At 34.6% G+C, this 21,012-nt stretch carries 18 protein-coding genes and 1 tRNA gene; 9 read left to right on the top strand and 10 right to left on the bottom strand.

What is annotated here, in order from left to right:
- Positions 1-5: 5 nt before the first annotated feature.
- The 3 genes from AC3Y25_RS05815 (at position 6) to can (ending at position 3,368) form a co-directional block, all read left to right on the top strand.
- A complete protein-coding gene (locus AC3Y25_RS05815; protein ID WP_095928924.1) occupies positions 6-485 on the top strand; it encodes a Dps family protein in 480 nt (159 codons plus the stop codon).
- 486 nt (positions 486-971) lie between these two features.
- On the top strand, positions 972-2,618 hold the full coding sequence (locus AC3Y25_RS05810; RefSeq protein ID WP_489902066.1) for a SulP family inorganic anion transporter: 1,647 nt from the start codon (positions 972-974) through the stop codon (positions 2,616-2,618).
- Positions 2,619-2,732: 114 nt separating this feature from the next.
- On the top strand, positions 2,733-3,368 hold the full coding sequence (can, locus tag AC3Y25_RS05805; RefSeq protein ID WP_250836898.1) for a carbonate dehydratase: 636 nt from the start codon (positions 2,733-2,735) through the stop codon (positions 3,366-3,368).
- Between the two features lie 41 nt (positions 3,369-3,409).
- On the opposite strand, the gene AC3Y25_RS05800 is transcribed toward can, so the two are convergent.
- Both AC3Y25_RS05800 and AC3Y25_RS05795 read right to left on the bottom strand, forming a co-directional pair.
- Positions 3,410-4,612 carry an LETM1-related biofilm-associated protein gene (locus tag AC3Y25_RS05800; RefSeq protein ID WP_320492174.1) on the bottom strand — a complete coding sequence of 401 codons (1,203 nt, stop codon included), beginning with the start codon at positions 4,610-4,612 and terminating at the stop codon, positions 3,410-3,412.
- 109 nt (positions 4,613-4,721) lie between these two features.
- A complete protein-coding gene (locus AC3Y25_RS05795; RefSeq protein WP_489902065.1) occupies positions 4,722-5,249 on the bottom strand; it encodes a superoxide dismutase family protein in 528 nt (175 codons plus the stop codon).
- A 212-nt stretch (positions 5,250-5,461) separates the two neighbouring features.
- Between AC3Y25_RS05795 and AC3Y25_RS05790 the strand changes: the two genes are divergently transcribed.
- From AC3Y25_RS05790 to AC3Y25_RS05775, 4 genes are all read left to right on the top strand, one after another.
- A complete protein-coding gene (locus AC3Y25_RS05790) occupies positions 5,462-5,890 on the top strand; it encodes an META domain-containing protein (RefSeq protein ID WP_489902064.1) in 429 nt (142 codons plus the stop codon).
- A 4-nt stretch (positions 5,891-5,894) separates the two neighbouring features.
- A complete protein-coding gene (locus AC3Y25_RS05785; RefSeq protein ID WP_489902063.1) occupies positions 5,895-6,410 on the top strand; it encodes a DUF4251 domain-containing protein in 516 nt (171 codons plus the stop codon).
- 41 nt (positions 6,411-6,451) lie between these two features.
- Complete coding sequence (locus AC3Y25_RS05780) at positions 6,452-7,366, top strand: transporter (protein WP_489902062.1); 915 nt, start codon at positions 6,452-6,454, stop codon at positions 7,364-7,366.
- Positions 7,367-7,448: 82 nt separating this feature from the next.
- On the top strand, positions 7,449-7,940 hold the full coding sequence (locus tag AC3Y25_RS05775; protein ID WP_489902061.1) for a hypothetical protein: 492 nt from the start codon (positions 7,449-7,451) through the stop codon (positions 7,938-7,940).
- Between the two features lie 49 nt (positions 7,941-7,989).
- On the opposite strand, the gene AC3Y25_RS05770 is transcribed toward AC3Y25_RS05775, so the two are convergent.
- The 8 genes from AC3Y25_RS05770 to AC3Y25_RS05735 all read right to left on the bottom strand — a co-directional run bounded on the left by AC3Y25_RS05770 (position 7,990) and on the right by AC3Y25_RS05735 (position 17,885).
- Positions 7,990-9,084 carry a glycoside hydrolase family 18 protein gene (locus AC3Y25_RS05770; RefSeq protein WP_489902060.1) on the bottom strand — a complete coding sequence of 365 codons (1,095 nt, stop codon included), beginning with the start codon at positions 9,082-9,084 and terminating at the stop codon, positions 7,990-7,992.
- Between the two features lie 229 nt (positions 9,085-9,313).
- A complete protein-coding gene (locus AC3Y25_RS05765) occupies positions 9,314-11,119 on the bottom strand; it encodes an acyl-CoA dehydrogenase FadE (RefSeq protein WP_489902059.1) in 1,806 nt (601 codons plus the stop codon).
- A gap of 255 nt (positions 11,120-11,374) precedes the next feature.
- Complete coding sequence (locus AC3Y25_RS05760; RefSeq protein WP_198856475.1) at positions 11,375-12,556, bottom strand: thiolase family protein; 1,182 nt, start codon at positions 12,554-12,556, stop codon at positions 11,375-11,377.
- A gap of 58 nt (positions 12,557-12,614) precedes the next feature.
- Complete coding sequence (locus tag AC3Y25_RS05755) at positions 12,615-12,968, bottom strand: four helix bundle protein (RefSeq protein WP_308853113.1); 354 nt, start codon at positions 12,966-12,968, stop codon at positions 12,615-12,617.
- A 49-nt stretch (positions 12,969-13,017) separates the two neighbouring features.
- Positions 13,018-15,408, bottom strand: coding sequence for a 3-hydroxyacyl-CoA dehydrogenase/enoyl-CoA hydratase family protein (locus tag AC3Y25_RS05750; protein WP_489902058.1), 2,391 nt, complete (start codon positions 15,406-15,408; stop codon positions 13,018-13,020).
- 34 nt (positions 15,409-15,442) lie between these two features.
- On the bottom strand, positions 15,443-15,901 hold the full coding sequence (locus AC3Y25_RS05745) for a MarR family winged helix-turn-helix transcriptional regulator (protein ID WP_489902057.1): 459 nt from the start codon (positions 15,899-15,901) through the stop codon (positions 15,443-15,445).
- A 221-nt stretch (positions 15,902-16,122) separates the two neighbouring features.
- Positions 16,123-17,160: a helix-turn-helix transcriptional regulator gene (locus AC3Y25_RS05740; RefSeq protein WP_489902056.1), complete on the bottom strand. Its 1,038-nt coding sequence runs from the start codon at positions 17,158-17,160 to the stop codon at positions 16,123-16,125.
- Positions 17,161-17,270: 110 nt separating this feature from the next.
- Complete coding sequence (locus tag AC3Y25_RS05735) at positions 17,271-17,885, bottom strand: HD domain-containing protein (protein ID WP_489902055.1); 615 nt, start codon at positions 17,883-17,885, stop codon at positions 17,271-17,273.
- A gap of 488 nt (positions 17,886-18,373) precedes the next feature.
- On the opposite strand from AC3Y25_RS05735, the gene AC3Y25_RS05730 reads away from it, so the two are divergent.
- Together AC3Y25_RS05730 and AC3Y25_RS05725 are read left to right on the top strand one after the other, a co-directional pair.
- Positions 18,374-18,491 (top strand) — tRNA-OTHER (locus AC3Y25_RS05730).
- 243 nt (positions 18,492-18,734) lie between these two features.
- Positions 18,735-20,975: a hypothetical protein gene (locus AC3Y25_RS05725; protein WP_489902054.1), complete on the top strand. Its 2,241-nt coding sequence runs from the start codon at positions 18,735-18,737 to the stop codon at positions 20,973-20,975.
- Positions 20,976-21,012: the final 37 nt, after the last annotated feature.

Below are 21,012 nucleotides of genomic sequence, written 5' to 3'. Positions count from 1 at the left end.
AGATTATGAAGACGAATATTTTAGGATTACCAGTAAAAGAATCAGAATTATTAGTAAAAGAATTGAATGTGCTATTGTCAAATTTTCAAGTGTACTATCAAAATTTGAGAGGAATTCACTGGAACATTCGCGGAAAGCGTTTCTTTGATTTGCATGTAAAATTTGAAGAGTTATATACAGATGCACAATTGAAAATAGATATGATTGCAGAAAGAGTTTTGACCATTGGAGGAACTCCTCTTCATACTTTTGAGGATTATATTAAAAACAATAAATTGACAGTTGGAAAGAATATTTCTAATGATGAAAAAGCGGTTCAATTAATTGTTCATTCTTTATCAGATTTATTAAAAATCGAGAGAGAAATATTGAACAAATCTGACGAAATTAATGACGAAGGAACCAATTCTATGATGAGTGACTTCATTGCTGAGCAGGAAAAAACGATTTGGATGATGAATGCTTGGTTAGAAGAAACTTTGTAAATAATTGTTTTTTAAATAATTAAAAGCAGAATGGAATAAAAATTGCATTCTGCTTTTTTGTTTGTGTTAAATTTCTATGAATTTTCTTTGATTTTATTTGTTTAACGCTATTTTTGTTCTGATGAAATTTATAGCCCGCATATTATTATTCATATTTATTGCCTTCTTATCGACCCCGACAATTGTTCAGGCGATTAAGAAAGGGAATAATACGGCTATATCTTTTAGTATCTCTGAGGAAGAAGTGCATAAGGAACTTAAAAACGTTATGCATCCCACTATTCTTGAGCATGAAGTTTTGATTCCGGTTTGCATCGAGAAAAAAACAATCATTTCTGAAAATATTGTCAAACTAGACAACATATCTCCGAGCATCTTTGCTCCACCACCTAACGTAGCATAATACTTCCGATTATTTCGAACTTTAGCCGCATTTCTATCGAGATGGGGTAAATCTTTAATGAATAATTTTTTTAGTATTATATTATGACAAAAAAAATCAATCTTTTTGCCAACCTTAAATCTGATTTTGCTTCAGGTTTAGTGGTTTTCTTGGTGGCTCTTCCATTGTGTTTAGGTATTGCAATGGCTTCTGGAGCACCATTATTTTCTGGAATTATCGCAGGTGTTGTGGGTGGTATCATTGTAGGATATCTAAGCCAGTCACATATTAGCGTATCAGGTCCAGCTGCTGGGTTAACGGCTATCATTTTAACCGCAATTACCGATTTAGGAGCTTTCAATGTATTTTTAATGTCTGTTTTTATTGCTGGATTAATTCAATTAGCATTAGGATTTTTAAAGGCTGGAAGTATATCGAATTATTTTCCGACAAACGTAATTGAGGGAATGCTAGCGGGTATCGGAATTATTATTATTTTAAAACAAATACCTCACGCTTTTGGTTACGATGCGGATTTTGAAGGAGATCAGGCATTTATTCAAAATGATGGAAGTAATTCTTTTTCATTTCTATTTGATGTTTTAAATCATATTCATTTAGGAGCTGTGGTAGTTTCTGCAGTTTCATTGGTGATTTTGTTAGCTTGGGATAAGATTCCTTTCTTAAAAAGAATAAAACTAGTTCCTGGAGCTTTGATCGCAGTTATTGCTGGAGTTGTTTTAAACGAAATATTTATATCTACAGGAAGCACTTTGGCAATTGCAAAAGAACATTTGGTTTCTTTGCCAGTTCCAAAATCTTTTGATGACTTTAAATCAATTATAATTACACCAGACTTCACCGCTGTTACAAATCCGCAAGTTTGGGTAGTTGCTATTACGATTGCCATAGTCGCTTCTATTGAAACGCTTTTATGTATTGAAGCTACAGACAGAATGGATGTGCAAAAACGTTACACCAATACCAATGTAGAGCTAAGAGCGCAAGGCATAGGTAATGTTGTAAGTTCTCTTTTGGGAGGTCTACCAATGACTTCTGTAGTAGTAAGATCTTCTGCCAACAATAATGCAGGAGCAAAATCTAAATTGTCTGCCATAATTCATGGCGTTCTTTTATTAATAAGCGTATTGTCTATACCCGCAATTTTAAACAAAATTCCTTTGGCGACATTGGCAACAGTTTTGATTTTGGTTGGATATAAACTAGCAAAACCAGCAACCTTTATGCATTTCTGGAAAAAGGGGAAATACCAGTTTGTCCCTTTTATTGCAACTTTGGTCTTTGTCGTTGCGACAGATTTGCTAAAAGGTGTTGCGCTGGGAATTGTGATCAGTATCATTTTTGTGTTGAGAGGAAATCTGAAAAGAGCCTATGTTTTCAAGAAAGAAGAATATGAAGATGGCGATATTATTCATATAGATTTGGCTCAGGAAGTTTCATTCTTGAATAAAGCGGCAATCAAACAAACATTGGCAGAAATTCCAGAAAATTCTAAAGTAATTATTAATGCGCATGATACGGAGTATATTTCGCATGATGTTTTAGATTTAATTCGTGAATTTAAAGAAACCCGCGCAATAGATGAAAACATTAAAGTGAAGCTTAAAGGATTTAAAGAAGCTTACGAATTAGAAAATACACCCGAAAACCATAATCATGTTACGATAGAACATTACTATGATGTGGCAAAAAGGGAAGTGGTTAAAAAAGAAGTTGTTAGAGAAGAATAATTAAAAAATGGTATTTTTAAAGCCGTAGAAATGTCAAATTTTAGGTAACTTTACATTCAAGTTCTTTTTTGAGACATTCGTAGAATTAGAAATTACCACACAAAAAATAAAAAAATGAGAAAATTTTATGAGCAGTTATTAGAAAACAATAAGAAGTGGGTTGAAACTTCATTGGCAAAAGATCCTAATTATTTTGCTGATTTGGCAAAAGGACAACAACCGCCATTATTATGGATTGGATGTTCTGATAGCCGTGTTCCTGCGAACGAAATTGTTGGTGCTAAACCAGGTGAAGTTTTTGTTCACCGTAATATTGCCAATATGGTAGTGCACTCTGATATGAATATGCTTAGTGTTCTGGATTATGCTGTAAACGTTCTGAAAGTAAAGCACGTTATCGTATGTGGACATTACGGATGCGGTGGTGTAAAAGCTGCAATGGGACATCAGTCTGTTGGAATTATTGATAACTGGCTTCGTCACATTAAAGATGAATATCGTTTACATGATAAATACTTAAACTCTATTGAAGATGAAACAGAGCGTTTTAATGCTTTTGTTGAAATCAATACTAAAGAACAAGTTTACAACTTAGCAAAAACATCCATTGTGCAAAATGCTTGGAAAAATGGCCAAGACTTAATGCTTCATGGGTGGGTTTACGGATTAAATTCTGGTTTTGTAACTGATTTAGATGTAAATATCGCTTCAAATGACGAGCTTGACGAAGTTTACCAATTAGATCTTTAATAGATACAAATAGAAATCGCCCTCAAAAGGGGCGATTTTTTTTATTCGTTTTCGTCTAAATTCTCATTAAATGCAGACGGAAGCATTGTTGGGATAAACTTAATTAGAATTGGAAGAAGTAAACTTCCGCCAGGAAGTAAAAATATGGTTAATGACGGAATGGTTTTACAAATGTCCAAAAGCTGTTTTTTTACCTTTTTCTTTTCCTTCGCATCCAAATCTCTTGTTGTAGAATAGGCGAGTAGTACCATCAATTCCTTGCTCTGTACAATTTCCTTAATCAATCTGTTTTTGTTTCGTATGATTAATTTGACTACACTGTGCGTCATTTGGTCATAAAAATGTTTAACAGGATTCGAATAATTAAAGTATGGAATTTTCTTTTTGTGAGTTGTAATAAAAGTATTGGTTGTATCCATGCTTTGCGTTACAAAATCATCAGGAACTCCCATTGTTGAACCTAAAGAATATAGGAAATACGATTCTTCATTTTCTACAACTCCATCACTCCATAAAGCCATTCCGGCCATATCGATTAAATAGTATTGTTCAAGTCTATTTTTAAAGTATTCTAGATTTAAAGTCTCCAAAGTCTCAACTGTCACTTTTGAAAATTTTGAATAGCGTATAGAAGCTTCAAAAAGTTTAATTAAAAGATCGTCGTGCTGAGATTTTACTGTTTTGGTTTTTAAAGCCAAACCAACAATTCCAAGAACCGTTTCTTCAATTCTTTTTAAATATTTTTCAGGAATTTCTCCATGCTCTAAATATTGTCTAAAGGCCAGAACATCAATAAACAATAAAGCGTTTGTCACCAAATGCGAGAAGTTTTTGCTAATGATGCTGTCATTCGTCTGAACCCTCTGATCAATAATGTTTTCCAGAGATAGAGAAGGAGTGTCTTTTGGCAATAAAATTTTAAACAAATTAAATCCTTCTGGATTCATTTGCTTGTAAAACTTTAAAACTTCAGCAATAAAATGTATAGGTTCCGAATTTCTTTTCTCTAAACAAAAAACATGATAGAGTGTGTTAAGTAAGGCAACTTTTGAAATTTCGGTTTTAAACCAGCCCTTTATCGGAATTGGAACTTGAGAATCTATGGCAATAATATGTCCGTAAATAAACCCTGTTTCTCTCACTTTATAGTAAAACGAATCCACAGTTTCAAAAGGAATTGCTTCTGAAAACTTCTGTTCACTAAAAAACTTATCGATCCAGCCTGGTGCTGATGGGTTAATCATGGACTTAATTTTGCTGATGCAAAGCTATGTCTTTTTATTGTTTTAGGATTCATTTTAAAATTAAATAACCGCTAGATTTTGTTAAAAATAGCGGTTATTCAAATTTTTCTTATTTAATGATTCCTGCACAAGCAACTCTTCCTCCTGCATTTCCAGTTGGCTGAGTGGTAAAATCATCTGTTCCTGCGTGTACGATTAAGCCTTTTCCTAGAACATCTTTATTACTGTCTCCACATCCAATACACCATTCGTCAGTTGTTAAAGTAATAGATCCGTTCCCTTTTGCATCAGCAGTAAAGTTTCCAATATCACCTTTATGATATTCTGCAACTCCCCATTTCCCATGTTTTTTAAAAGTTGGATTCCAGTGTCCTCCAGCAGAACTTCCGTCGGCAGAACTACAATCTGCTTTTTCATGAATATGGATGGCGTGCACTCCAGGTTCTAATCCTGTTATTTTTGCTGTAAAAGTTACTTTACCATTTTTTTCAACAAAAGTAGCAGTTCCGGCAACTTTACTGTTGCTTTTTGGCTCTAATGCAACAGTTAGATTTTTAGCATCATTTGATTTGTTATTTGTTTTACAGCCAATGATTAAGGCAGTAATTATAGCGAAAGAAACAATTAGTTTTTTCATATCTACGGGCATTTTAATTAAAGATTAAGTAAATTTAACATAAAATAACGGAATTGATTGACTCTAAAAGTTAAAAAAAAGTCAAACTATACGTTATAATTTGATGTTGATTGAGTTAAAACCCAAAAATATTGTTTAAATTCGTGTAAGTTTTTAACGAATAATTTCTGAAAACCATTTATCTAATTCGCTCACATTTAATCCTTAATGTTATGATGAAAAAGATTTTTACTCTCGTTTTTATTAGTTCGTTTTTAATTTCTTGCAAATGCGCAAAAACGGATGCAGTTTCTAAGCTTGATGGAACTTGGGAATTGAATTATATTTCTGGACCACGAATTACTTTTGAAGGATTATACCCAAATAAAAAACCAACCATACAATTTGATACCAAAACAAATCAGGTTTCTGGTAACGCAAGCTGTAATTCATACACAGGGAAATTGATTGTTGATGGCAACAAAATTGATTTTACTCAGCCAATGGCAGTAACGAAAATGATGTGTTTGGATGGATCGCAAGGTGAGCAAACTTATTTGAGTACGCTTCAGAAAATAACTTCTTACGATATTATAGATGATGGTAAAACTTTGAATTTCATTTCTGGAGATATTGCAATGATGCGTTTTACTAAAAAATAGTCTTATGGAAACTAGATTATGTGTCTTCCTGTTCCTGATTGTTTTCAATTTTTCAGCTTCTGCACAAGAAAAGACAAAAAAAGAACTCAAGCAAGAAAGGGAATTAAAGAAACAAAACGAAATTAAAGCGCTTATAGATGCTCAAAATTTTGTTTTCGAAGCTCAAAAAGCAACGCCTCAAGGTGGTCGATTACTTCAATTGGACTATAATACTTATTTTTTAAAGTTTAAGGCCGATAACGCAACTTGCGATCTTCCTTTCTTCGGACGCGGTTATAATGTTGGATATAATGGTGATGGCGGAGTAAAATTTAAAGGAAAGCCTGAGAACATTAAAGTCGAAAATAAAAAAAATAATACTATTCTAAAAGCAACAGTAAGAGGTGCTAATGATGTATATGATTTGACGTTTTCTATCTTTTATAACGGAAACACAACACTTTCTGTAAGCAGCAATAATAGAGGTCCAATTAGTTATGATGGAGTAATATATGCTCCAAAAACAGCAGAGAAACAATGATGTAATTCAATACTAAACTTGTCACAAATTCGTCTGAATATATGGTAAGAATCTTTTTATGGTTAGTAAAGTGGCAGTTTTCGGTTTTGTTTTTCTTTTTTGGTGTGTTCAGCGTATTTGGTCAGGATTTGGAACCCAGAGCTTATGCTAATGTTCCTAAAGGTCTAAACGTAATTGCGGCGGGGTATGTTTTTATGAATGGAAATGTGCTGACAGATCCTTCTCTACCCATAAAAGATTTTACACTTAAAAGCCACAATATGGCAGTAAATTATATCAAAACTTTTGGGGTGGCAGATAAACTGGCTCGTATACAAGTAGGGCTGCCTTTTACTTTTATGGATGGATCTGCTGTAATCAGTGATCAGCTGGTTACTGGCTCAAGAACTGGTTTTGCAGATATGAAAGTGCGTTTTGGAATTAATTTGCTAGGTTCTCCTGCACTTGATAAATCTGAATTCAGAAGTTTTGAGCAAAAAACAATTCTTGGAGTCAGTTTGGTTACTTCAATTCCAACAGGAAGGTATTATGGCGATAAGCAAGTAAACATTGGAACAAACCGTTGGGCTTTTAAGCCCGAAATAGGGGTATCGAAAAGGTTTGCTCACGTTTATGCTGAGGCCTATGGCGGGGTGTGGTTTTATACGGATAATAATGATTATATAGGGAAAAAATTAGAGCAAAAACCAACCTATAGCCTTCAGGCGCATGCAAGCTATTATTTTAAAAACCAAATGTGGGTTGGTTTTAATACGACTTGGTTTTTTGGAGGTAGAACTATTGCTGATGGAGTTTCAGATGATAGCCAGATTGATAATTGGCGGGTGGGCGGAACTTTTTCTACTCCAATTGCAAAAGGACAGTCGGTTAGATTTCAATATCATATTGGAGCCTATACCAATAACGGACTAAATTATTATGCTCTTTCAGCGGTTTACCAATATTCATTTTTTTAAAACCTGTTGGTCGTTTAATGTGTTTAAAATCAGTATATTTGAGTATGCATATATTTTTAAAAACAAATTTAAAATTGAAACTATGAAAAAATTAAGTCTTATTCTTATCATGGCGATAGCCTCATTTTCATCTTATGCGCAATCTTCTTATAAAGAAGATTTAGAGGTAGTACAAAGTGTTTATGGAAAATCTAAAGCTGAATTGGTAAAACAGTACATGAATTTATCTGATGCGCAGGCAACAGCTTTTACTAAAGTGTACGACGATTATGAAATCTCCCGAAAAGCTTTAGGGCAGACAAAGTTTCAATTGCTAAATGATTATGCGGCGAATTATGAAACTTTAACTGATGCAAAAGCGGATGAATTGGCAAAAGCTACTTTAAAAAATCATGTTGATTATGAGAAGCTTTATTCTAAAACTTATAATCAGGCGAAAAAAGCAATTGGTTCAATAAATGCAGCTAAGTTTATTCAGCTTGAGGTTTATCTTCAAACTATAATTAGAAGCGAAATTCTGGAAGCTATCCCATTTATTGGCGAAATGGATAAAAATAAGACTAAAATGATGTAAAATATTCGTCTATAAAAAAAACGGGAATCAATTTGATTCCCGTTTTTTTTTATTTTTCAGTTTTAACTTTGTAAATCTCATTTACCATTCCGTCGCGGAAACTATCCAAAGTAAGTTCCCAAAACATAATTCCGCCTAATTTTTTTGCTTTTGCGTATTCCGCTTTTGCTTTTATAGATTTTAAATCATCTGATGTTGCAAAAGTTTTAGTTGAAGCATTGTACCAATATGGTGCTTGAGCTTTTTCATCATAAAAATATTTCCAGCCATTAGCCTCTGTGTAAGTTGTAGCGTAGTTTTTAAAATCAACACCTTGAAAGTGCTCTCCAGCTTGGTATAATCCGTTGTTGATATTTTCTACATTTTTCCATTGTCTGGTATAAAATGCACCTCCAATAACTAATTTTTCAGCAGGAACGCCTGCTTTTAGTAAAAACTCAACAGCTCTATCTGTAGATTCTTCTTTTGGATTTGTGCTGTATAATGGTGTGTGATGACCTGTAACTTTTGAATATCCGTTTACTAAATCGTAACTCATAATATTAATGCGGTTTACATAAGGAGCAACAGCTTTCCAGTCGATAGACTCATCTAAACATTTTTGGAAACCTCCAGCAGCAAAACTCAATTCATATTTTTTACCCAAAGTAGAACGTAATATTTTAATCAATTCAGTAAAATTAGGTTTATCGGCTGCTTGGTATAAATGTCCAGGAAGTCCTTCAATTGATGGATATTCCCAATCTAAATCTAAACCGTCAACTTTAAAATAATCGCTTACTTCTTTTACAGATTTTGCAAATTTTAAGCGTCCTTCAGCAGTTGAAAATGCTTCCGAGCATGGCTCACAGCCTCCCCAGCCGCCAAGAGATAAGATAATTTTAAGTTGCGGATTTTTTGCTTTAAGCGAAACCAAATGTTTGATAGTGATAGAGTCTTTAGCTGAATCAACGCTCAATTTCCCATCTTTTAGATGGCAAAAACTAAAGATAATCTGGTTTAATTTGCTGACCTCATATTGGTCAATGAGTTTAGAATCGCCAGTATAGTAGGCAATGATATCCATTTTTTTGTTTTTCTGTGCAAAAGTGGTTGTAATACCAAAACACAGCAAAAAGGATGCAATTAGAGTAATTTGTTTCATTATTTTGTTTTTTTATAGTTTTTAGAATGTTAAATATACTGCAATACATTTAATATTTAACATCGTAAATGCTCTAGAAAGTTAATTTTAACGAATATTTTGCAAATTTCTGCAAAAATATTGCGTCTTGTAAGTGATGTCTTTCACTATAAATAGCAAAAAAATAAGCCCGCGCAGTTTCGGACTTGCGCGGGCTTAAACAAATTAAAAGCTAAAAACTATCTTGATATTAGAAGCAGTAAGTATCTTCTGCTACTAATTTTGCTGCAATTTTTTCTCTCAATGCCACAACGTTTGGCAGGTTAGTGTATTTAGTGAAACGTTTAAGTCCCATTAACATCATACGTTGCTCATCACCTTCAGCGAAAGAAGCAATTCCTTCTTTTCCTCTTAAGTTTACGATATCTACAGCTTTGTATAAGTATAATTTTGCCATAGCGATTTGCTCCTGAACTTTATCTTCGCCTTGAGCTTTTGCTAATTTTTCAGTTCTCAAAATTGTACTTTCAGCCATGTAGATTTCGATTAAGATATCAGAAGCTGCCATTAATAATTGTTGGTGAGCATCTAATTCAGGGCCATATTTTTGAACAGCGCTACCAGCAACCATTAAGAAAACTTTTTTCAAGTTAGCTACGATTACTTTTTCTTCTGCAAATAATTCAGAGAAATCAGGCGTATCAAAAGATGGGATTCCCATTAATTCTTCCTGAACTTTCATTGCTGGTCCAAGTAAATCAACGTGTCCTTTCATTGCTTTTTTGATCAACATACCTACAGAAAGCATTCTGTTGATTTCGTTTGTTCCTTCATAGATACGAGCGATACGAGCATCTCTCCAAGCACTTTCCATTGGAGTGTCTTCAGAGAATCCCATTCCACCAAAAATTTGGATACCTTCATCAGAACAAGATTGAACGTCTTCAGAAACTGCTACTTTCAAGATTGAACACTCGATAGCATATTCTTCAACACCTTTTAATTCTGCTTCTTGGTGAGAAGTTCCTTCCGCTTCACGAGCAGCAATTCTGTCTTCAATATCTTTTGCAGCACGGTAAGAAGCACTTTCTCCAGCGTAAGCATTCGTTGCCATTTCAGCTAATTTAGAACGGATAGCTCCAAATGATGAAATAGAAGTATTGAACTGAATTCTTTCGTTAGCATATTTTACAGCTCCAGAAGTAACTCTTCTTTGCGCATCTAAACAAGCTGCAGCTAGTTTAATACGACCAACGTTTAACGCGTTCATTGCAATTTTGAAACCGTTTCCTCTTTCAGATAACATGTTTTCAACTGGAACTTTTGTTTCGTTGAAGAAAACCTGACGAGTAGATGAAGCACGGATTCCTAATTTATGCTCTTCTTCATTCATAGAAATTCCGTTTGAAGGATCGTTTTCTACGATGAAACCTGTAATATTTTTATCGTCTCCAATACGAGCAAAAACGATGAAAACGCTGCAGAAACCTGCATTCGAAATCCACATTTTTTGTCCTGTGATTAAATAATGAGTTCCGTCTTCAGATAAAACAGCTTTTGTTTTTCCTGAGTTAGCATCAGATCCTGCTCCTGGTTCAGTTAAGCAATAAGCTCCAAACCATTCTCCAGTAGCCAATTTCGGAACGTATTTTTTCTTTTGTTCTTCAGATCCATAAAGTGTAATTGGCATAGTTCCAATTCCGGTGTGCGCACCAAAAGCAGTTGAGAAAGAACCTGTAGCGCCAGAAATGTAGTCACAAACTAACATTGTAGAAACAAATCCCATTCCTAATCCGCCGTATTCTTCAGGAACTGCAACTCCAAGAAGTCCTAGTTCGCCCGCTTTACGCATAGAAGATTCTGTATAAGCGTAATCTTTTTTCTCAAAACGATCTTTATGCGCCCATAATTCTTTGTCTACAAACTCTTTTACAGAGTCACGCATCATTAACTGCTCTTCCGAGAAATCTTCTGGTGTGAAGATGTCCTCGCATTTTGTTTCTTTAACTAGGAATTGACCACCACGAGTCACGTTTTTTTCGATTGTATCTGCCATGATTATGTTTTTTTATATTTTGTTTTTGCTCAATCTTGTCATTTCGACGAAGGAGAAATCTCCGCAAGTAGCTCTACAACGATTGACAAACTTTGCAGAAAATTGTCGCGGAGATTGCTTCGCCAGTTCGCTATCGCTCGTGTCCTCGTTCCTCGGAATTACAAACTAGATGGTTACTTTGTCGAATTACTATTGCGATTTCTCGTTCCTCGAAATGACAAACTGAACGTATACCTTACTCTTAATGATACTTTCTTATAATACCTCGTAAACCCCAGCACTTCCTTGCCCAGTTCCCACACACATACTCACGATTCCGTACTTATTACCTCTGCGTTTCATCTCATCAAATAACTGAACAGAAAGTTTAGCACCAGTACATCCCAGCGGGTGACCTAAAGCGATTGCTCCACCATTTACGTTTACGATTTCTGGGTTAATGTTTAACTCGCGAGTTACCGCTAAAGCTTGTGAAGCAAAAGCCTCGTTTAATTCAATTAACTCAATATCGTTTAATGTTAATCCTGCTTGTTTCAACGCTTTTGGAATTGCTTTTACAGGACCGATACCCATAATTCTTGGTTCAACACCAGAAGAAGCAAAGTTTACCAAACGTGCAATTGGCTCAAGGTTTAATTCTTTTACCATTTCTTCGCTCATGATTAAAACGAATGCAGCGCCGTCGCTCATTTGAGAAGAGTTACCGGCGGTTACACTTCCGTCAGCAGCAAAAACCGGTTTTAAACCTGCTAAAGCTTCTTTAGAAGTTCCTGCTCTTGGACCTTCGTCTTTGTTTACAACGTATGATTTTGTTTCTTTTTTACCATTTTCATTGATGAAAGTCTGCTCAACAGTAATAGGAACGATTTGTTTGTCGAATTTTCCTTCTGCTTGTGCTTTTAATGCTTTCATGTGAGAGTTGTAAGCAAACTCATCCTGATCTTCTCTTGAAATTTTATATTGGTTGGCAACCGCTTCAGCAGTTAAACCCATTCCCCAGTAGTAATCTTCGTGACCTGCAGCAGCAACTTTATAATCCGGAGTTGGTTTATAACCTCCCATCGGAATATAACTCATACTTTCAGCACCACCCGCAATGATACAATCTGCCATTCCTGATTGGATTTTAGCAGTTGCCATTCCGATAGTTTCTAATCCAGAAGCGCAGTAACGATTTACAGTTACACCAGGAACGTCTTCCACTTTTAATCCCATTAAAGAAATCAAACGTCCAACGTTAAGACCTTGTTCTGCTTCCGGCATGGCATTTCCTACCATAACGTCGTCGATACGTTTTTTATCAAAATTAGGCAGTTCGTCCATCATAAACTGAATGGTTTCTGCAGCTAATTCATCAGGTCTTTTAAATCTAAAAACACCTTTTGGAGCTTTTCCAACTGCTGTTCTATATGCTTTTACTATATATGCTGTTTTCATTTATAAAATGTATTAAGATTGGTGTATTAAGTATTAAGACTGCCAATCGATATAGTTATTATTTTTTTAGAGATCTTTGAAGCGCAAAATTCATGTTGCTGACTTCTACTAATTCATTTATTATAGTTGATATTTTTTCTTCAGCTATTAATTTCAAACGTTTTGAAATCATTAATTGAGTAATTAATTCATAAGTTGAACCATTTGCAATTCCTAAAAAATGCGCAAACTCATTGTTAGAATTTCTTCCAGAGCCTTCCGCTATATTTGAAGGAATAGATACTGCACATCTTTTTATTTGACTTATTAAGTTAAATTTTTCATCTGACGGTAATTCTGCACAAACTTTGTATACGTTTTCTACTATATCCATAGCTTTTTGCCAGATTTTCAACTTTTCAAATTGATGCATAATTCTTTTTAATCTTAATACTTAATACTCAAATCTTAATACTCAAATACTAATTACGAAGTGGTTTTCCTTTAGTCAACATGTACTGGATTCTCTCTAAAGTCTTACGTTCAGTACAAAGAGATAAGAAAGCTTCACGTTCGATATCTAATAAATATTGTTCAGATACTAAAGTTGCTTCAGATAAATCACCACCAGCCATTACGTAAGCCAATTTGTTAGCGATTTTCTTGTCGTGCTCAGAAATGTATTTTCCAGCTTCCATTTGATCTGTTCCAACTAAGAACATTCCAAGAGCTTGTTTTCCTAATACTTTCACATCAGTTCTTCTTATAGGTTGTGTATAACCGGCTTCAGCCATTAACAGTGCATGTTTTTTAGCTTCGGCAATCTGACGATCTTTATTTACTACAATGATATCTTTTCCTTGTTGTAAAAGTCCAGTGTCAAAAGCTTCGTATCCAGAAGTCGAAACTTTAGCCATTGCGATAGTTAAGAAATACTCTTGAAGAACATTCAATTCCACATCGTTTTTGCGGAATAAATCAGAAGCTCTTAAAGTCATTTCTTTAGAACCACCACCACCAGGGATAACTCCAACACCAAATTCAACTAATCCCATGTAGGTTTCTGCAGCAGCAACCACTTTATCAGCGTGTAAACTCATTTCGCATCCGCCACCAAAAGTCATTCCATGAGGCGCTACTACAACTGGAATAGAAGAGTAACGAACACGCATCATGGTGTCTTGGAACAATTTAATTGCCATGTTCAATTCGTCGTATTCCTGCTCAACTGCCATCATGAAAATCATTCCGATATTAGCTCCAACAGAGAAATTCGCTGCTTGGTTTCCAATAACTAAACCTTGATATTCTTTTTCAGATAAGTCGATTGCTTTATTGATAGCTTGTAGAACATCGCCACCAATTGTATTCATTTTAGATTGGAATTCTAAGTTTAAGATTCCGTCTCCTAAATCCTGAATGATTGCACCGCTATTGCTCCAAACTTTTTTGCTTTCGCGGATGTTGTTTAGAATAATGAATGAATCTTGTCCAGGAACTTTTACTTGTGATTTTGTTGGAATGTTATAGAAATAAGTCGCTCCTTCTTTTACAGAGTAGAAACTTTCGCTTCCAGAAGCTAACATTTCATTAACCCATGCAGCAGGCTCTAAACCTTCCGCTTTCATAATTTCAATTCCTTTCGCAACACCAATAGCATCCCAGATTTCGAATGGACCATTTTCCCATCCAAAACCAGCTTTCATGGCATCGTCAATTTTATATAATTCGTCTGAGATTTCAGGAACTCTGTTTGATACATACGCAAACATTCCAGCGAAACTCTTACGGTAGAATTCTCCAGCTTTGTCTGTTCCTTTTACTAAAACTTTAAAACGATTAATAGGTTTATCGATAGTTTTTGTTAGTTCAAGCGTAGCAAAATTTGCTTTTTTTGCAGCGCGGTATTCTAATGTATCTAAATCTAAAGAAAGGATATCTTTATCTACTTTTTTATAAAAACCTTGTCCAGTTTTACTTCCTAACCAATTATTTTCCATCATTTTGTTGATGAAATCAGGAAGTTTGAACAATTCGTGTTGCTCGTCGTTAGGGCAGTTTTCGTAAATACCATTGGCAACGTGTACCAAAGTATCCAAACCAACAACGTCAACCGTACGGAAAGTAGCCGATTTTGGACGACCAATTACAGGGCCAGTCAATTTATCAACTTCTTCAATTGTTAATCCCATTTCTTTAACTAAATGGAATAAGCTCTGGATTCCGTAAATACCAATTCTGTTTCCAATAAACGCCGGAGTATCTTTAGCAACAACAGATGTTTTTCCTAAGAATTTAGATCCGTATTCGTTTAAGAAATCCAATACTTCAGTAGAAGTTTTTGGACCAGGAATAATTTCAAATAATTTTAAGTAACGCGCAGGGTTAAAAAAGTGAGTTCCGCAGAAGTGCTGTTGGAAATCTTCGCTTCTTCCTTCACTCATAAAATGAATTGGAATACCAGAAGTGTTAGAAGTAACTAAAGTTCCCGGTTTACGGAATTTCTCGATTTGTTCAAAAACTAATTTCTTAATGTCTAAACGCTCTACAACAACCTCAATAATCCAGTCAACATTGGCAATTTTTGCCATATCATCTGTCGTGTTTCCAGTCGTGATTCGGTTTGCGAATTTCTGACTGTAAATAGGAGATGGTTTTGATTTTAATGAATTCGCCAAATGTTCGTTTACCACACGGTTGCGAACGGCTTTACTTTCAAGTGTTAATCCTTTTTTAGCTTCAGCTTCGGTCAGTTCACGCGGTACAATGTCCAGAAGTAAAACTTCGACACCAATGTTAGCAAAATGACAAGCTATACCTGAACCCATAATTCCGGATCCAATTACAGCAACTTTTTTAATTGTGCGTTTCATATTGTTATTATTTGTTTGTAGGAGGAAAAGAATATTATTCTTTTTCTGTGTTTTCTATTTGATTAAATATGTTTTTATCGTGAATCAGTTCATTTATAATTTCAGAAACCTCGATAAAATGATTCAGCTTTTCTTCTGAAACATGTTTTCTTACCATTTCATTAAACTTCAGAACTGTATTTTTAGATAAATCTCTCTTTTCTTTCCCAAAATCGGTCAGATAGATTAAAACACCTCTTCCGTCGCTTGGGTTTTTCTTGCGAACAATCAAACCTTTTTCTTCCATAGATTTTAAAGTTCTTGTTAAGCTGGTGGCTTCCATACCCATTCTAGGGCCCAGAGCCGTTGATGGAGTTCCTTCTTCCTTGTCCATACTTAAAAGAGCAAATCCTGTCGCCATTGTTGCATCATATTTAGCCGCTTCTTCATTATACATTCTTGAAACAGCTTGCCATGTCGCTCTTAAAATATAATCTATCGTTTTGTCTTTCATAGGTAACTATATCGATTTCAAATATAATTAAAAAATACTATGCATGCATATAATTTTTTAATAATTTTTTGGTTAGTTATAAAATATCCCTGATTTAGAGGGTTTTGGTGGTTTATTTTAAGTGAAATATACTATTCTTTTTTTAGATTTTAACATTTTTAATGCGGTAAAAATCTTTTTTTAATTTTTAAAAAGCATTTATTTCTGTATTCTGTAAAAAATCATGCATTTATTTCAGTTGGTTTTTCAGAATCGTAACGCGAAATTGCCTCCTGAAGGGTCTTTTTCATACGATTTCTCAGACTTTCAGGTCTTAAAATTTCCAGACAGCTTCCAAAACCCAAAAGAAGCCTTTCCATTTCATAGTTGGGTATTACATATATATGTATAATAACACTCCCGTCTTCATTTTCCTTAATTAATCGCTGAGACGTATGCAAAGGTTTTGTGAGTACATAAGGCGCATTCGAAGCATCGACCCATAATTCAATTCGTCTTGCATTCAATCCCGAATTTACTGTTACACCAATGACATCTTTGTAATAAATGTCAGCGTCAAAATCTTCCTCTAAATAAGTAAGATTAAAATCGTAATCAATAGAAATGATTCTGTCCAAAGCCAAATTGGTAATCGGCTGTGAGGCTTTTTTCTTTCCGATTAAAAACCAGCGATTGTTAAACTCTTTTAATATAAAAGGATGAAAATGGAATTTTGTTTCTTCTGCAGATTTAAAAGATTTATACGTAATAATCAGCACCATTTTCTTGATAATCGCCTGATATATTTCGTCTAGATAATGCAGTCCTTTTAACTTCTCATTTTTATCCAGGTAAATTACAGGTTTGGTATGTGATTTTTCGGAATAGATTTTATCTTCCAATCGCTGTAGAATATCCGAAACATCATTAAATAAAGAGAAATCTTTAAACTGTTTTAGCATCGAAACCGTTTCGGTCAAAACATTCATATCGGTTTCCGTCAGCGGAATATCGGTTATCGAAAAATCTTCGTCTTCATATTTATAATACTTTTTATCGTAAACCACGATTGGCGCATTGTAACCCAATTTCTCACTTCGCATCAATTGAATATCCATCTGAATGGTTCGCTTGCTGATTGGGTTTTGTCGTCCTTCATATTCAAATAAAGCTTCAGAACATTCTTCGATTAAATCTTCGAGTGTCCATTGTCTGTATTTATTCTGTAGGCATTTATCAATTGTTTTGTATCGGATTAGGGCGTTTTTGTTTTGTGACATAAGAATGCTTGTTTTTTCGGTTTGTATTGTAGAGACGCACCGCAGTGCGTCTAACGTATTGTGGATATTCGTTGCGTAGACGCACTGCAGTGCGTCTCTACAGATATACTTTATGTTAATATTGAAATCTCTTTTTCAATATTAGCTCTCGCTTTCTCCTCATACAAACTCCTAAAATCCTCGGTCTGAAAAATAAACTTATTCTCCAGAAAATGCTTCAACGCTTTGGCACGTCCGGGTTTGTATATAAAATCAGGATAGATGCGGTATTCTTTTCTAATTTGTTCGAAATAGATTTTATAATCATACCAATCTTTAGCGAGGATTTTTAAATCAAAATCGATTAACCAGTTAATGTCTTGTATTTCATTTTGCTGATGTTGTTGTGTTGCACAAATCGCATCAAAAACCAATTCTTTATTCAGACTGACATTTTCAGGTAAAATTGCCAAAGTATATTCGGCACTTTTGAGTTCGTTGTCTTTTTTGGAAGCCGAATACACAAAATCATGATAAAAGATTGAAAATAATATTTCATCTGGATTTTGAAGTTGATCACGATAGGTTTCAAAACTGGCAATCATTTCTTTTAAATGCGTGAGATTATGATAATGCCTTGATTTTTTGGAATATGCCTTTTCTAAATCCAACCATTTTTGCTGAATTTCATTTGCTGAAAAGCCAATATTAGAGAGTAAATCAGAATAAATTTTTTCTAAATTCATAATCGTAAGTGGATTTATTTAGCTCCAGAGGAGCTAAATATTTATAGCTAATGTATAAGACCCAATCATAAAGCTCCAGCGGAGCCACACTTAAGTTGGGCTTTATTAAAAAATATGTCGCCCCGCTGGGGCTCTTTTTAGGCATCATCAAAGAGCTATAAATATTTCGTCCCTCTGGGACTTAGGCGCTTTTTTCAAATTAATATTTACTCAAATTTAAAATTCTTTTTTTACTGCGCAAAATAATTGCGTAGTAGTTTTGAAATCTTTGCTCAAGAAATAAAACAAATAGTATTTCTAAAAAATGAAAACAAAAATTTCACTGCGCAAAATAACTGCGCACTAGTTTTGAAATCTTTGTTCAGGAAATAAAAAACAAACGTTCATAGAAATAAAAAAAGAATAAAATAGGTCAAGTTTAAGTTACTTCGAAAACACTTTCCAATGTACCACTTACACCATTACCTTTTTATTTTATAATCATAATTGGGGCAGTAGCTCAGCGGTTAGAGCAGGTAGTTTTGAAATTATCAATTAAAGGTCAATCAAAACTTACTTCGTACACTTTTAATGTCCGGGTCGTGGGTTCGAATCCCACCTGCTCCACAATTAATGGTCAATTGAAACTTACTTCAGAACACGGCTACTTTCGGTTCGAATCCGAACAAAGTTTTAAAATCATCATTAATAAAAAATGAGGGTCAAGATTAACTTACTTCTCGGGGAAACCCACCAGATAAACTCAGTTAATCAATTATCGTCAAATTTCAGGTCAAGTGTTTCTTACTTCAAAAATCTTTTAGGTAGAACTCAGAAACACCATTATCTAAATTTTAAAAATTAAAAAAAATGAAAACAAAAGAATTATTAAAAATCAGTTTACGTCAAAATGCCATTTTCATTCCATCAGAAATGATTACGAATGATGTTAAAAATTTATCAGGAACAACTTCAGTTTTGTTAGCCAATGTTTCTAAACTTGGATTTACATTTTCTGAAACTTTGCTTCACGCTTTAAACAATGTGAGTCCGAACTATAAAATCGAGGTTTTAGAAGTTTTGAGAGAAGTTTTAGGAACAGATAAAAACTGGACACCATTAGTAAAAGAATGGAATATTCCAACAGGCGAATCTGTTGTAGATCATATTATCACGTATTTCGGAAACGTTTTTAAAACTAAAAACGGAACAACTTTACAATGCGGTCATATTATCCCAGATAATACTTTTCCATTAGAAAGATACAACGGTTGTCCATTCTGCGGAACTCCGTTTGAATTTGGAAAACTGGAAAATATCGGACAAGGAAGCAAATTGAAAATGTTGGAATTGTGGTCAGAAAAAGATTTAAATGATTTCTATATATCGTTATTGCAATCTAAAACCGCTTTAGACGCTACTCAGGTAGATAGTTTAAAAATGGCGATGCAGTATTTGCCTTTACCAAAAACAGAAGTAGCAATGAAGGAAACTTTAATGCTGGTGATTGATCTTTTGATCGAAAATGGTAAAGAAGACGAAGCGTCTCAGTTTTTGAAAACGCCAACCGATATCTTGCGATACTTGTGGTATAAAAACACAGGAATGCTTCAAATTATCGAACCAAAAACGATTATCAAAAGAACATCAAAAAATGCACATCATTTCCATAATGCTTTAGATACAAGCGTTCAGGCAAGAATTGCATCTCAAAAAGATTTGAAACTAAAATATTCCCGAAAAGAGTGTTTAATGGTGGCAAATTGGTTGAACAATATGAACATGGATGTTGAAGCTATGTGCGAAACCATGCATCCAAAAAGAGGAATGTGGGTTCGTTTTATCCGAGCGTTGCGTTTGGCAGAATACAGCAAAAGAAAAGGGTTTGAGAAATTGAACTTTTTAATGGATGTATTCTACAACCAAGTGTACGATGTTTGGCAGAGCAAAGTAGATTCGTCAAGATTGAAATTTGATGCCGATAAGACTTTTGCCTTATTAAAACAGCGTCCAGGATTGTTTGCACGTTCGTTATTCTCGAACATGCTATGGTTTGGAGCAGAAGAAACGATTGCTCATTTTGAAGAAATCATCGATAAAGTTCCAGCTCGATTGGTGTTTACATTAAACATGTATGCTCAAAATTATTTTGATAAAAACATGCAGAGAAGTGTGAAACCTTTGGGTGGAACCAACAAACGAATTGAACCAAACGGTTTATTGAAATTGTACGAAGATTTTCAGTTGGAAGCGATGAAAAATCAGATCGAAGAATTGTGTCTTTTGGCCATGAAAAAACGATTTGCAAAAGTGGCGAATACTAATAAAACAATGTATATCGATCCGCAATTGTTTAATATTCCGGTTTCTATAGGAGATCGAAGCGAAACAGTTCAAGATTTGCCAGTTGCTTTAATGGGAACACGTTTCCCAATTGAAGGAAACGAAGTGCGATTGTTTATGCAATGGGGTAAAGATTTGCCTGCACAGCATTTAGATATGGATTTAAGCTGTCATATCGCTTATGAAGATAAAGCCGATATTTGTTCTTTCAGCCGATTGACTACTACAGGTTGTCAGCATAGTGGTGATATCCGAAGCATTCCAAATAAAATTGGAACTGCCGAATATATCAACATCAATATCGACGAATTGGCGAAAGCCAAAGCAAAATTTGTAACTTTTACTTGCAACGCGTACAGCAATGGAAGTATTTCGCCAAATTTAATCGTAGGTTGGATGAACAGCAAACACCCGATGAAAATTTCGGAGAAAACTGGTGTAGCATACGATCCGTCGTGTGTAGATCATCAGGTTCGTGTGACGCAAAATGTTGTCAAAGGTTTGGTTTTTGGAGTGTTGGATGTAGCCAAAAGAGAAATCGTTTGGTTAGAGATGACATTCGGAGGTCAGGTTGTTGGCGGATTGGATTTCAAAGGCGTTCAGGCATTGTTGTCAAAACTAAACAGCAAATTGAATATTGGTAGTTTGTTACAGCTTAAAGCGGAAGCCCAAGGCTTAACAATCACCGAAAACGAAATTGCCGATGAGGTTTATACAGCAAAATGGGCGATGAATCCTGCGGTTGTTACACAATTATTGGTGGATTAAGTTGCAAAGTTGCAAAGTGACAAAGTAATAAAGGTTT

It is taken from the genome of Flavobacterium sp. LK-23 (assembly GCF_058135255.1).
Note: the sequence above shows the minus strand (reverse complement) of the source record. Positions and strands in the feature narration are given on the sequence as shown.

Coding starts and splice junctions, on each gene's coding strand:
- AC3Y25_RS05815 (WP_095928924.1), top strand. CDS start 6: ATGAAGACGAATATTTTAGGATTACCAGTAAAAGAATCAGAATTATTA.
- AC3Y25_RS05810 (WP_489902066.1), top strand. CDS start 972: ATGACAAAAAAAATCAATCTTTTTGCCAACCTTAAATCTGATTTTGCT.
- can (WP_250836898.1), top strand. CDS start 2,733: ATGAGAAAATTTTATGAGCAGTTATTAGAAAACAATAAGAAGTGGGTT.
- AC3Y25_RS05800 (WP_320492174.1), bottom strand. CDS start 4,612: ATGATTAACCCATCAGCACCAGGCTGGATCGATAAGTTTTTTAGTGAA.
- AC3Y25_RS05795 (WP_489902065.1), bottom strand. CDS start 5,249: ATGAAAAAACTAATTGTTTCTTTCGCTATAATTACTGCCTTAATCATT.
- AC3Y25_RS05790 (WP_489902064.1), top strand. CDS start 5,462: ATGATGAAAAAGATTTTTACTCTCGTTTTTATTAGTTCGTTTTTAATT.
- AC3Y25_RS05785 (WP_489902063.1), top strand. CDS start 5,895: ATGGAAACTAGATTATGTGTCTTCCTGTTCCTGATTGTTTTCAATTTT.
- AC3Y25_RS05780 (WP_489902062.1), top strand. CDS start 6,452: ATGGTAAGAATCTTTTTATGGTTAGTAAAGTGGCAGTTTTCGGTTTTG.
- AC3Y25_RS05775 (WP_489902061.1), top strand. CDS start 7,449: ATGAAAAAATTAAGTCTTATTCTTATCATGGCGATAGCCTCATTTTCA.
- AC3Y25_RS05770 (WP_489902060.1), bottom strand. CDS start 9,084: ATGAAACAAATTACTCTAATTGCATCCTTTTTGCTGTGTTTTGGTATT.
- AC3Y25_RS05765 (WP_489902059.1), bottom strand. CDS start 11,119: ATGGCAGATACAATCGAAAAAAACGTGACTCGTGGTGGTCAATTCCTA.
- AC3Y25_RS05760 (WP_198856475.1), bottom strand. CDS start 12,556: ATGAAAACAGCATATATAGTAAAAGCATATAGAACAGCAGTTGGAAAA.
- AC3Y25_RS05755 (WP_308853113.1), bottom strand. CDS start 12,968: ATGCATCAATTTGAAAAGTTGAAAATCTGGCAAAAAGCTATGGATATA.
- AC3Y25_RS05750 (WP_489902058.1), bottom strand. CDS start 15,408: ATGAAACGCACAATTAAAAAAGTTGCTGTAATTGGATCCGGAATTATG.
- AC3Y25_RS05745 (WP_489902057.1), bottom strand. CDS start 15,901: ATGAAAGACAAAACGATAGATTATATTTTAAGAGCGACATGGCAAGCT.
- AC3Y25_RS05740 (WP_489902056.1), bottom strand. CDS start 17,160: ATGTCACAAAACAAAAACGCCCTAATCCGATACAAAACAATTGATAAA.
- AC3Y25_RS05735 (WP_489902055.1), bottom strand. CDS start 17,885: ATGAATTTAGAAAAAATTTATTCTGATTTACTCTCTAATATTGGCTTT.
- AC3Y25_RS05725 (WP_489902054.1), top strand. CDS start 18,735: ATGAAAACAAAAGAATTATTAAAAATCAGTTTACGTCAAAATGCCATT.